14 protein-coding genes are annotated in these 11,683 nt (G+C 77.4%); 9 read left to right on the forward strand and 5 right to left on the reverse strand.

What is annotated here, in order from left to right; all coding sequences use genetic code 11:
- The first annotated feature begins 69 nt into the window (after positions 1–69).
- Positions 70–435 (forward strand): hypothetical protein, encoded by a 366-nt coding sequence (locus ACI79B_RS20035; RefSeq protein ID WP_456929602.1) that lies wholly within the window; start codon positions 70–72, stop codon positions 433–435.
- A 5-nt stretch (positions 436–440) separates the two neighbouring features.
- On the opposite strand, the gene ACI79B_RS20040 is transcribed toward ACI79B_RS20035, so the two are convergent.
- On the reverse strand, positions 441–965 hold the full coding sequence (locus ACI79B_RS20040) for a putative immunity protein (protein WP_456929603.1): 525 nt from the start codon (positions 963–965) through the stop codon (positions 441–443).
- Between the two features lie 56 nt (positions 966–1,021).
- Here ACI79B_RS20040 and ACI79B_RS20045 point away from each other — a divergent pair, with 56 nt between their 5' ends.
- Entirely contained in the window at positions 1,022–2,479 is a 1,458-nt protein-coding gene (locus ACI79B_RS20045; protein ID WP_456929604.1) for a protein adenylyltransferase SelO, read from the forward strand.
- A 140-nt stretch (positions 2,480–2,619) separates the two neighbouring features.
- The gene (ppk2, locus tag ACI79B_RS20050; RefSeq protein WP_456929605.1) at positions 2,620–3,456 is read left to right on the forward strand and encodes a polyphosphate kinase 2; all 837 of its coding nucleotides are present in this window, start codon (positions 2,620–2,622) and stop codon (positions 3,454–3,456) included.
- A gap of 3 nt (positions 3,457–3,459) precedes the next feature.
- Here ppk2 and ACI79B_RS20055 read toward each other — a convergent pair whose 3' ends face one another.
- Positions 3,460–5,121, reverse strand: a complete 1,662-nt coding sequence (locus ACI79B_RS20055; RefSeq protein WP_456929606.1) for a CocE/NonD family hydrolase — start codon at positions 5,119–5,121, stop codon at positions 3,460–3,462.
- A 22-nt stretch (positions 5,122–5,143) separates the two neighbouring features.
- A complete protein-coding gene (locus ACI79B_RS20060; RefSeq protein WP_456929607.1) occupies positions 5,144–5,575 on the reverse strand; it encodes an SRPBCC family protein in 432 nt (143 codons plus the stop codon).
- A gap of 91 nt (positions 5,576–5,666) precedes the next feature.
- Here ACI79B_RS20060 and ACI79B_RS20065 point away from each other — a divergent pair, with 91 nt between their 5' ends.
- The 4 genes from ACI79B_RS20065 to ACI79B_RS20080 all read left to right on the forward strand — a co-directional run bounded on the left by ACI79B_RS20065 (position 5,667) and on the right by ACI79B_RS20080 (position 8,089).
- Entirely contained in the window at positions 5,667–5,990 is a 324-nt protein-coding gene (locus tag ACI79B_RS20065; protein ID WP_456929608.1) for a TfoX/Sxy family protein, read from the forward strand.
- A 64-nt stretch (positions 5,991–6,054) separates the two neighbouring features.
- On the forward strand, positions 6,055–6,555 hold the full coding sequence (locus ACI79B_RS20070; protein ID WP_456929609.1) for a hypothetical protein: 501 nt from the start codon (positions 6,055–6,057) through the stop codon (positions 6,553–6,555).
- Positions 6,556–6,562: 7 nt separating this feature from the next.
- Positions 6,563–7,195 carry an SIMPL domain-containing protein gene (locus tag ACI79B_RS20075; RefSeq protein WP_456929610.1) on the forward strand — a complete coding sequence of 211 codons (633 nt, stop codon included), beginning with the start codon at positions 6,563–6,565 and terminating at the stop codon, positions 7,193–7,195.
- A 153-nt stretch (positions 7,196–7,348) separates the two neighbouring features.
- Positions 7,349–8,089 (forward strand): hypothetical protein, encoded by a 741-nt coding sequence (locus ACI79B_RS20080; RefSeq protein ID WP_456929611.1) that lies wholly within the window; start codon positions 7,349–7,351, stop codon positions 8,087–8,089.
- Positions 8,090–8,210: 121 nt separating this feature from the next.
- Here the strand turns inward: ACI79B_RS20080 and ACI79B_RS20085 are convergent, their stop codons facing one another.
- Positions 8,211–9,716: a DUF222 domain-containing protein gene (locus ACI79B_RS20085; protein WP_456929612.1), complete on the reverse strand. Its 1,506-nt coding sequence runs from the start codon at positions 9,714–9,716 to the stop codon at positions 8,211–8,213.
- 54 nt (positions 9,717–9,770) lie between these two features.
- A complete protein-coding gene (locus ACI79B_RS20090) occupies positions 9,771–10,037 on the reverse strand; it encodes a DUF1905 domain-containing protein (protein ID WP_456929613.1) in 267 nt (88 codons plus the stop codon).
- Positions 10,038–10,409: 372 nt separating this feature from the next.
- Here ACI79B_RS20090 and ACI79B_RS20095 point away from each other — a divergent pair, with 372 nt between their 5' ends.
- Positions 10,410–11,141, forward strand: coding sequence for a prepilin peptidase (locus ACI79B_RS20095; protein WP_456929614.1), 732 nt, complete (start codon positions 10,410–10,412; stop codon positions 11,139–11,141).
- A 181-nt stretch (positions 11,142–11,322) separates the two neighbouring features.
- Positions 11,323–11,538 carry a Flp family type IVb pilin gene (locus tag ACI79B_RS20100; RefSeq protein ID WP_456929615.1) on the forward strand — a complete coding sequence of 72 codons (216 nt, stop codon included), beginning with the start codon at positions 11,323–11,325 and terminating at the stop codon, positions 11,536–11,538.
- Positions 11,539–11,683 lie beyond the last annotated feature (145 nt).

Genomic DNA, 11,683 nt, shown 5'->3' on the forward strand with positions numbered 1-11,683 from the left:
CCCGGGTGCCCACCGACGTCCGACCCGTTCCTGCTGGCCGGAGGCGGCTCCGGCGGCGATCATGGCGTGATGACGGTCACCGCGATGCCGGCACGGGCCCGCTGGGTGTGGGACGCACGCGACCGGACCCGCGCGGTCCGCGTCTCCGCGCACCCGGCGCAGGGCCTGGTCAACCTAAGCATCTGGCGCGGCGACGCGTGCGTCGGCACCGTCAAGCTCCGGCCCGACGAGGTGGCCGGCCTGGTGTCCGGGCTGACCGAGAGCCTGGCCGAGCTCGCGGTGACGCCGCCGCCCGCCCCGGCGGTCCCGGCTCCGGTCACCGAGCTGGAGACCCGGCTGGCCGCCGTCGAGGCGCGGCTCGAGGCGCCGCGTCCGACCGCCGGCCGGCTGGTGCAGTCCGTGCTGCGGCGCGTGCAGGACCGCCTGCTGCGCTGACCGGGTCAGCGCCGCAACGCCGCGTCCAGCGCGGCCACGAGCCGGCTCGTCCGGTTCCCGCCCGACGGAGCGGCCGGGTAGCGCCGGAGCACCGCGACCAGGCCGGGCGTCGCCCGCTGCCGCGCCCGCTCGATCCACTCGGCGCCCACCGCCTCGTCGCCACCGGCGGCCAGCTCCGCCGCCCGTGCCGCGGACGCCGCCGCTCCCAGGACGTGCCGCACCTGCGTCGCCCGCGCCAGGGGGTGCAAGTAGGCCGCGGCCGCTGCGGAACCGGCCGCGCGCGCCGCCTCCCGCGCGGCCCCGGGCGGAGCCTCCGCCGCGGCCCGGTGCGCCGCCAGGGCGGTCGTCCGCTGCAGCACCGTCCGGGCGGCCCCATCGGCGAAGGCCTCCGCCGCCTCGACCGCCGTCCGCGGTCGCCCGTCGCCGGGGCGCTCCGCCTCGAACAGCGCCAGGACCTCCCGGGCGCACCCGGCCGCGTAGCGGGCGACCACGCGGATGTCCTGCAGGCTCAGTTCGACCTCCCCGGACACCCGGGCAGGGTCGCAGACGACGGCCCCGGAGCGGCGTCGTCCGTACATTCGAGGGGGTGACCGTCACCCCCGGCGTCTCCGTCGCCCTCGGCACCCGCTTCGCCACCGCCCTGCCGGAGATGGCGGTGCCGTGGCAGGCCGTGGAGACGCCCGACCCGCGGCTGCTGGTGCTCAACGAGCCGCTGGCCGCGGAGCTGGGCCTGGATCCCGAGGCGCTGCGCGGTCCCGCGGGCGTCGGGCTGCTCACCGGCACCGTCGTGCCCGACGGCGCCCGGCCGGTCGCGCAGGCCTACGCCGGCCACCAGTTCGGCTACTACAACCCGCGGCTGGGCGACGGCCGGGCGCTGCTGCTCGGCGAGCTCCCCGGCGCCGACGGCCGGCCGGTCGACCTGCACCTCAAGGGCTCGGGCGCGACGCCGTTCTCCCGCGGCGGCGACGGGCTGGCCGCCGTCGGGCCGATGCTGCGCGAGTACGTCGTCAGCGAGGCGGTGCACGCCCTCGGCATCCCCACCACCCGCGCGCTCGCCGTCGTCGCCACCGGGCGGCCGGTGCGCCGGGAGACCCTGCTGCCCGGCGCCGTCCTCGCCCGGGTGGCCGCCGGCCACCTGCGGGTGGGCAGCGCGCAGTACGCCCGCGCCACCGGCGACGACGACCTGCTGCGCCGGCTCGCCGACGAGGCGATCGACCGCCACCACCCGGCAGCCGCCGACGCCGGCAACCGGTACCTCGCGCTGTACGAGGCCGTCGTCGCCGCGCAGGCGGACCTCGTGGCGCGGTGGATGCTCGTCGGCTTCGTGCACGGCGTGATGAACACCGACAACGTGACGCTGTCCGGCGAGACCATCGACTACGGGCCGTGCGCGTTCCTCGAGGCCTACGACCCCGACACCTGGTTCAGCTCGGTGGACGAGGGCGGGCGCTACCGGTACGGCAACCAGCCCCTGGCCGCCGAGTGGGACCTCGCCCGGCTGGCCGAGGCGCTGCTGCCGCTGTTCGCCGACGAGCAGGAGCAGGCGGTCGCGCTCGCCGTCGAGGCGCTCGGCGGCTTCCGCCCGCGGTACGAGGCGGCGCTGCTGGCCGGCTGGCGGGCCAAGCTCGGCCTGCCCGCCGGGCTCGACGACGAGGTCGCCCGGTCCCTGGTCGACGACTGGCTCGCGCTGCTGCAGGCCAACCGGGTCGACCTGACCTCCTCGGTGCGGACGCTGTCGGCGGCCGCGCGCGGCGACGCCGAGCCGGTCCGCGAGCTGGTCCTCGACCTGGCCGGGATCGACGCCTGGCTCGGGCGGTGGCGGGCGCTGGCGCCGGACGCGGACGCCATGGACCGGGTCAACCCCGTGTACGTGCCACGCAACCACCTGGTCGAGGAGGCGCTGGCCGCGGCCACCGCCGGTGACCTCGGCCCGGTGGAGCGGCTGGTCGAGGTGGTCCGGCGCCCGTTCGACGAGCGGCCCGGGCTGGAGCGCTACGCCGCGCCCGGCCCCGAGGGCCCGTTCGTCACGTTCTGCGGCACCTGACCGCGCAGGTCGAGCCCCCGGCGCCGGCCGCCGTCGCCGGCCGCGACCGGGCGGATCCGGACGTCCCCGTCCCCGGCCGTGGACACCCCGGCATCCTCCCGTCCCTTGTCCCACCGGGCCCGGCGGGTCGATGCTGCGGCATGGCGTCCAAGAAGCGGTCCGGCCCCTCCGTCGAGGAGGCACCCAGGTCCACCGGCAAGGTCCCCACCGCGTACTACGAGGAGGAGATGGCCCGCCTCCAGGTGGAGCTGGTCAAGCAGCAGGAGTTCATCCGCGCGCGGGGGCTGCGCGTGGTCGTCCTCTTCGAGGGCCGCGACGCGGCCGGCAAGGGCGGCGCGATCCAGCGGATCACCGAGTCGGTCAACCCGCGGGCCACCCGGGTGGTGGCGCTGCCGGCGCCGACCGAGCGCGAGCGCGGGCAGTGGTACTTCCAGCGCTACGTCGAGCACCTGCCCACCCGCGGCGAGATGGTCCTGTTCGACCGGTCCTGGTACAACCGCGCCGGCGTCGAGCGGGTCATGGGCTTCTGCACCGACGAGGAGTACGAGGAGTTCCTCCGCTCCTGCCCCGAGTTCGAGCGGATGCTCGTCCGCAGCGGGATCACCGTGCTCAAGTACTGGTTCTCCGTCAGCGACACCGAGCAGGAGAAGCGGTTCCAGGCGCGGCTGCACGACCCGACCAAGCGCTGGAAGCTCAGCCCGATGGACCTCGAGGCGCGCAACCGCTGGGTCGAGTTCTCCAAGGCCAAGGACGCGATGTTCGCAGCGACCGACATCCCCGAGGCGCCGTGGTGGGTGGTCGAGGCCGACGTCAAGAAGCGCGCCCGCCTCAACGTGATCTCGCACCTGCTCGCCCAGGTCCCCTACGAGGACCTCACCCCCGAGCCGCCGGAGCTGCCGCCGCGGCCGCCGGTCGACGAGGACTACGAGCGCCCGCCGATGGACAGCCAGCGGTTCGTGCCCGACGTCGTCCCCTGACGCTCAGGGGAGGACCGGCAGCACCACGCACGAGGGGTGCGCGGCGTCGTGCCGCACCTCGAACCGGTTGGCCCGCAGCTCCGTCGCCGTGCCCAGCGGCTCGCCGGTGCCGGGGTTGCGCGCGAACCGCGGGAACGCGCCGCCGCTGACCTGCACCCGCACCCGGTGGCCGGCGCGGAACCGGTAGGCGGTGGGGAACAGCGCGACGTCGACGGCGAGCGTGCCGTCACCCGCGACCGCGACGTCGTCGGCCGGGACGGTGCGCGGGTCGAGCCGGCGGATCCCGTCGACGACGTTGCGCGAGACGCCCGCGGGGTCGACATCGCAGACGCGGACGAAGACGTCGGCGTGCGGCAGCTCGGTGCGCACGTGCACCCGCGCCCGCACCGGCCCGACGACGTCGAGGTCGGCGGCCAGCGGGGGACCGGTGAACACCAGGACGTCGTCGCGCGCCTCGACGTCCCGGTTGTCGGCCTGCTTGCCCGGCGGCTGCAGCAGCGGCCCGCCGACGGTCGGCGTCGGGTCGGCCGGGTCGTAGGTGAACCGGCTGGGCGCCCCGTCCTCCGGGGTGCCGCCGAGGCCGCCGCCGGCGCGCAGGTGCAGGACCTCGTCGCGGGCCCGCGCCGGCGGCCACTGGTCGAGGTCCAGCCAGCGGCCGGCCCGCTGCAGGAACACCCGGACGGCGGCGCCCTTGGGCACCGGCCCGCCGAGCAGGTGGTGGTCGAGCCAGGCGACGTCGCTGCGCAGGACCGCCCGCAGCTCGCCGAGCTCGCCGTGCAGCCAGGGCCCGACGGTGATCCGCACCGGGACGCCGGCGGCCTGCAGGGCGGTGACGTCGGCCATCTGCCCGGCGACGAACAGGTCCCACCAGCCGGTGACCATGTTGACCGGCGGCATGCGGGTCAGGTCGGCGCCGCCGTGGTCGGCGGCGGACCAGAACGGGTCACCGGGCTCCGAGTGCGCCACGTAGTCGCGCCAGAAGGGGACCGGGGCGCCGGCCACCGGGACGTCGGCGGCCTGCAGCGGCAGCCGCTCCAGCGCGCGGCGGACGCGCTCGCGCAGCCGCGGGTCGGGCAGGCCGCCGAGCAGCCCGCCGCGCTCCTGCCGGCCGATCTGCGCCGACCAGGCGAGCGCCGTGTGCACCGAGGGGGCGCCGCCCGGGAAGAAGATCGTGCCGCTGACGTCGGCCGAGGTGATGTGCGGCGACACCGAGGTGAGCGGCGGGTCGGCGTAGGGCGCGACCGCCCACTGCGTGTGGCCGAAGTAGCTGCCGCCGGTGGTGGCCACCCGGCCGTCGCACCACGGCTGGGCGCGCAGCCAGGCGACGGTGGCCAGGCCGTCCTCGTGCTCGGTGGTGAACGGACGGAAGTGCCCGCCCGAGCCGAACGTGCCGCGGGTCGCCTGCACGAAGACGGTCAGGCCGCGCCGGGCCAGGGGCGCGGCGAACAGCTGCCCGCCCGCACCGGCCCGGCCGTAGGGCGTGCGGACGAGGACGACCGGCTGCGGTCCGCGCGCGCCGGCGGGGCGCCACAGGTCACCCACCAGCGCGACGCCGTCCGGCACGGGGACGGCCAGGTCTCGCTCGACGGTGTACGTGCCGGCGGTGGGGCGCAGCCCCAGCGCGAGGTCCGCGGCCAGGGCGCCCAGCCTGCTCAGCACGGTCACGGCCGGACGCTACCCACCGTCCTCAGGTCCGCTCCGCGCGCTCCTTGAGCGCCCGGTTCATGGCCTCGAAGGCGGGCAGCGTGCTCCGCCGCAGCGACCGCGCCAGCAGCGGGACGAGCACACCGCGGAAGGTCTCCTCCTGGACCAGCCGGGTGCCTGCCCCGGCGGGCTCGAGGCGGAAGGCGTGCTCGCCGTCGAACAGGCCCGGGACGCCGAGCCGGCCGAGCCACCGCAGCTCGCGGGCCGGGGCGACCTCGAGCAGGCGCGGGCGGATGGTCAGCAGCCGCCCGCCCACCGGCTGCATCCGCAGCGACAGCCGGGCGCCGGGGGCGACGTCGCCCTCGGCGCGGACGATGAACGGGTTCCACGCGGGATAGGCGCTGAGGTCCGTGAGCACGGCCCACACCCGCTCGGGCGGCGCGTCGATCTCGATCGCGGTGGACAGCCGGGTCATCGCACGGGGCTCCTCGGGTCGGCGTCCGCCCACCGTGGCCGACGTCGTGCGGCGCCGTCGAGGGCTCCCGCCGCGGCTAGGGTCCGGCGCCGTGCCGTACGACGCCGCGACCGCCGACCGGGTGCGCCGGCTGCTCGCCCCGCACGCGCCGGTCGAGAAGCCGATGGTGGGCGGCGGCCTGTCCTTCAGCGTGGGCGGCCGGATGGTCTGCGGGGTGACGGCGACCGCGCTGGCGGTGCGGGTCGGGGCGGCCGCCGTCCCGGGGCTGCTGGCGCGGCCGCACGTCGGGCCGATGCTGCTGGGCTCGCGGCGGGTCCAGGCCTTCGTCCTCGTCGACCCCGCCGGCTACGCGACCGACGCCGACCTGGCCGGGTGGTTGCGTCGTGGTCTCGCCGTGGCCGCGGGACTGCGCTGAGGGGCTCCGCCGACCTACGCTCGTCGCGCCGAGGGCCGGAGGCGGCCCGGAGGGGGCGGTGACCATGACCCGGAGCCCTGACTTCCTGCCCGTCCTGAGCCGGGGACGGCACCGCACGCCCGTGCGCGGGGCGTGCTTCCTCGAGTACACGGCCCTGCTGGCCGGTGAGCCGTTCAGCGACGCCCCGGCGTGCGTCGACGCGGAGCTGGCCGCAGTCCTCCGGCACGCCAACGACGTGCTCTCCGACGCCGACCGGCCGCGCCTGGTCCCGCTGCTGGGCCGGGCGATCGGCCTGGCCGTCCCCGCGGCGCCGGGGCGGCTGCGGAGGGAGACCGCGCGGCGGTTCGCCGCGGCCGTCGGGTCGACGCTGTCGGTGGACGAGCGGCGGTTCGTGCGCACCGCGCACGTGGACCGGCTGTTCTGGTCGCTGATGTTCGAGCCGGTGCCGGTGAGCACGTCCGCCGCGTGGGTCGACCGGCTCGTCGAGCGGCTGGACCTGCTGCACGGCTGCTACGAGTCGGTGGTCGCGGAGCTCACCGCGCGGCCCGCGCCCGCGGTCGGCTGACGCCCGCGTGACGCTGCCGCCGGCCGTCGTCCGCGTGCGCGGGGAGGCCTCCGCCGACCACGCGCCCGACTGCGCGACGGTCGCGGTGCACGTCCGCGAGGTCTCCCCGGACGGCCGGGCCGCGGCGCTGGCGCTGGCGTCGGAGGTCGCCGCCGGCCTGCGCGCGGCGCTCGCCGGGGCCGCCGGGGTGCGGGCCGTGGTGCTGTCGCGCGTGTCGGTGCACGAGCGGTTCGTCTGGGACACCGGCACCGCCGAGCGGGCCGGGTGGGAGGCGACCGTGAGCGGCACCGTGCAGGCCGACGCGGGCGCCGTCCCGGAGCTGGCCGAGGTCGTGGCCGCGGCGGGTGCCGGGATCGGCGGCGTCTCGTGGGACCTCGACGACCCGGCCGCCGCGCGCCGCGCCGTCCGCCGGGCCGCCGTCGCCGCCGCCCGCGAGGCCGCCACCGACCTCGCCGACGCGGTCGGCCGCCCGCTCGGGCCGCTGCTGGAGCTGGCCGACCCGGGGCTGTCCTCCGCGGTGCCCGGCGCCCCCGAGACGATGGCGGTCATGGCCCGCGGCGGCGGTCCCGCGCTGGAGCTCGACCCGCAGGACGTCGTCGTCCGCGCCGTCGTCGAGGCGAGCTTCGCCCTGGGGGAGTGACCGGGGCCGTGCCATGATCGGCCGGTCGGCGCCGGACCCCGCCCGGGGACACCCGCCGGCCCCGACCCGCGAGACGGTCCGTCCCCGTGGCGCCGGCCCGGCGGTCCCCGCCGGCTCCCCGCCGCGGGGCGTCCCGTCCGCGCGAGGACCGACATGACCACGCAGCTCTCCCGCCCGCCGTCACCCTGGCCGGGCTCCCGCCACGAGACCGAGCACCGCTGGGACCTCGACGACGTCGTCTCGCTGGCCGACGCCGCCGCGCGGGTCCGCGCACTGGCCGCCGAGCTCCGTGCCGCGCACGCCGCCGGCTGGACGCTGACCCAGCCGATGCGCGACGGGCACCTGCTCGCGACCCGGCCGTCCCGGCGGCAGCGCGCCCACGCGTCCCCCGCCCCGGTGCCGCTGCCGGCGCCCGGCGTCGCCCCCGCCCTGCACTGGCGGGTCCGGGTGGTCGACGAGCCGCCCGTTCCTGGCGACGACGTGTTGTCCCTCGGCGCCGTCCCCGGCAGCCCGGTCGTGGCGCGTAGCGGGGGAGGGGCGGTGCAGGTGGGTGGGCCGGACCTGCCCTCCGAGGTGCTCGCGGAGCTCTCCCGCCAGGTGCCGCCGGCGGAGCTCGGCTCCCGGCGGTGGGCGGTCGTGTCCGCGCGGGTCGGTCCCGGCCGCGACCTGGTCGCCGAGGGCAGCGCCCTGCGGGTGCACGCGGTCGTCGGTGGCGTCCTCGTCCGGACGGTCGAGTCCCTGACCTTCCGGCACGCGGCCGACCGGGCGGCGACGCTGCCCGACGCGGCCGCCGCCTACGAGCGGCTCGCACGGGCGGCCGGGGCGATGGCCGCCGCGGGCGGGCGGCTGACCGAGACCGACGACGGCCTGCTGCACGTCCGGTACGGCCGCTGACGGGGGCACGCGGCGGGGCAGCCGGGCACCCCGGCAGGGAGGCGGCGGCTGCGGCGCTGCGGTGCGGTGAGGACGGGCGTCGGCTCGGCGCACGTGCACGAGCCGACGCCCGCCGGCTCGGTCAGAACGGAGGAGGCTCGTCCGGGTCGGCCGGTGGGGGTGGTCCGGGATCGTCGGGCGGTGGGTCGGGTTCGTCCGGTGGTGGTCGCATGCCCGGTGGCCGGGTCGTCCGGGTGATGCCCGACGGGGTGGTGACGCTCAGGACCCCGTGGGCGGTCATGTCGAACCGCCAGCCTCGGGCGAGGGTCTTCAGGCGGTGGTGGCTGCGGCACAGGCAGCAGAGGTTGGCGCAGTCGGTCGCCCCGCCGTGGGCGTGCGGGATGACGTGGTCGGCGTCCGCCCAGCCGACCCGCTGGCCGCAGGTGGGGAAGCGGCAGGTCCGGTCGCGGGTGTGCACGAACCGCTGCTGCGGCGCGGAGGGCGCGTAGCCGTCCGTCGCGTCCGGCCGGTCGAGCACCGCGCACGCGCAGTCGGTGTCGGTGTCGCGGTGGTCGGGGCAGCCGCGTCCTGCAAGGCGGCGGAGCTGGTCGAGCGTGGTGGTGGCGCGCAGCGTGCCGTCGTCGTCGACCAGCGCGAGGGTCACCGACCCGCCCTCGGGCGCCCGCAGCCCCAGGGCGTCGAGTTGGGTGAGCAGCTCGCGCAGGTGGGCGGCGGTGATCGGCAGCCCGTTGACCTGGCCGGCCTCCGGCGAGCGGCCGGTCAGCGCGCTGAGGGTGGCGATGACCTGCAGGTGCGCGGTCACCGAGGGCCGGTCGGTCTCCCAGGGCCGCTGCAGCAGGTCGGCGTAGACCAGGGTGCGCAGCTGCCCGATCGGGCGGGGGTCGCCGTCGGCCTTGAGCATCTGGGCGAGGGTGTCGACGAAGGCGTGGCAGGCGGCGGCGACGTCGGCGGGCAGGTCGGCGGCGAGGGTGGCCATCCCGTCGAACGGGCCGTCGTACAGGCGCACGTCGGCGTGCCGCTGCGCGGTCCGCCGCCGCTGGTCGATGGCGTCGGCGTCGGCGGCCTGCAGCAGTTCCAGCGCCTCCTTCTTCAGCTTTCCGACCGTGAGGCTCGGGGCCTCGGGCAGCAGCCGGGCCTCGATCCGGCGGGCGGTGGCCGCGGTGGTGTGTTCCAGCACGTCGACCAGGGCCCTGGCGCGGGCCTCGTCCATGGTGCCGGCGGCCAGCGCCGCCCACGTCGCCGGCAGGTGCGAGCGGTAGGTCCAGGCCCGGTGCGCCAGGTGCGAGGCGGTGCCGCGGCCGACGTTCAGCACCAGCGCCAGCTCGGCGGTGAAGAACTCCGACACACCCGGTAGCTCGGGATCCGGCGCCCATGAACCACCCCGCGCACCGGGCGCGCCGGGGACGGGGTCGGTCTCGGCCGGGCGGGCCTCGGCGAGCCGGAGCACCAACTCCGCCTCGTAGGCGGCCTCCATCGCCTTGCGCGCCTGCACCCGCTGCAGCTCGGCGGCGGCCTGCTCCTCCGACAGCAGCGCCACCGGCAGCCGGGGGATGGACACCGGCCGCTCGACCAGCCAGCCGGCGAGCGCGCGCTCCACCGGTGACACGTAGCCGGCGACCTCTCCCACACCCCGCACGCTACGGCCGGGGTACGACAGTTCCCGCAGGTCAGTGGCGGGTTCTCACAGGCGGACGGGGTCCACCTCGACGTCGACGGTGACGACGTCGCCGTCGTCCTTGCCCCGCCGGATCCGCGCGGGTACGGGGAGCAGCCAGCCTGCCGCGCGGTCACGCCAGACGCTGGTCGACCACGTGCGCCCGTCGACGGTCGCCGTCACGGGCACCCGGCCGAAGGGACCGGCGGTCTCCGGCGCGTGCTCCTCCGGCACGGGCGCGAAGACCCAGCCGCCGGCACCGGGCCACCGCACGAGCGTCACGTCGAAGGGCACGCGCGCAGCCTGCCGGACGGGGACGACGGTCCGGCAGGCTCAGCCGACGAGGAACAGCCCGATCACGGCGAGCGGCACGCAGACGAACAGGAACACGCCCACCGGCCGGAGCGAACCGCCGGCCGGGACCTGGTCCGTCTCGGGCGCCATGCCCAGGAACGCGCCCGGACGTCCGACGTCCCGGCGCGGGGGAGCAGCGACCCGCCGGCGAGTGCGACGAGCCCGGCGACGACGAGCAGCGCGACACCGAGCCGCGACCGGAAGCCGCCGTCCGCCACCGCCACCCCAGATCCTGCCACCGCGTCGCGGCCGGGGTTCTCCCCCGAAGGGGGCGCATTTCGCTCACGGGCCCGCGAGTCGCGCCGTGTCATCGTGACCGCCGTGTCCGCCACCGCCGTCGCCACCGGGGTCGTCGCGCTCCTCGGTCTGGCCGCGGGCGTGGCGGTCGACCGCGCTTCCGCGACCTTCCCCTGGCCCGCACGGCGACCGGGGGCGCGGCGTCGGGACGCCCGGGTGCCCGCCGGCGTGGCGCCGCTCCCGCCGCAGGACGAGCGAGCGGGGGAGCGGCCCGCGACACGGCCGGTCCTGGTCCTCCTGACCGCCGCGCTCTGCGCGCTGACCGCGTGGCGCTTCGGCGTCTCCGCCGCGCTGCCCGCCTACCTCCTGCTGGCCGTCGCCGGGGTGCTGCTGGCCGCGATCGACCGGCGGCACTCGCTGCTGCCCAACCGGGTCGTGCTGCCCACCCTCGTCGCGGGCGCCGTCCTGCTCGCCGGGGCGGCGGCGGTCACGGGGGAGTGGCCGGCGCTGCTGCGCGCGGTGCTCGCGGCCGCGGCCGTGTTCGGTGTCCTGCTCGTCATGGCGCTGGTCTCGCCGGCCGGCATGGGGATGGGCGACGTCAAGCTGGGCGCCGTCCTGGGCCTGTACCTGGGGTGGCTGGGCTGGCCGCACGTCGTGCTCGGCCTGTTCGCCGGCTTCGCCGTCCAGGCGGTGCTGGCTCTGGGACTGATGACGGTCCGCCGCGTGGGACTCCGCACGGAGCTGCCGTTCGGCCCGGCGCTGCTGCTGGGCACCGGACTGGTGGTCCTGGCCCCCCTCGTCACCTGACGAAGCCCGAACACGCACGGTGACTGCCCGGTTGCTCAGCGCACCGGGAGGATGAACCGCCTCCCCAGACGGGGTGAAGGACCCTCAAGTCCGCGCATCTCCTGCCCGACGGTGTCCGCAGCGCCGTGGATGGCCGGGTCGACCGATCCGGACCGGCGGCCCACCCCCACAGGAGAGAACCGTGCTGAACCCGCTCGCCACCCTCGTCACCCTCGTCTCCCTCGCCAAGGACCGCGTCGAGCGGGAGGAGAAGGGGGCCACCGCCGTCGAGTACGGCCTGCTCGTCGGCCTGATCGCCGTCGCGATCATCGCCACCCTGCTCCTGCTCGGCCCGCAGCTGGACCAGCTCTTCACCACGGTGCTGGGCGGCCTCCAGGACGCCAACGCGCAGGGCTGATCCACACACACCCGGCACCGGGGGGGGGGGGGGGGGGGGGGGGGGGGGGGGGGGGGGGGGGGGGGGGGGGGGGGGGGGGGGGGGGGGGGGGGGGGGGGGGGGGGTGGTGTGGCCGGTGGGGTTCGGCGGGCTGTCGGTCTTTTTT

It is taken from the genome of Geodermatophilus sp. SYSU D00879 (assembly GCF_054050375.1).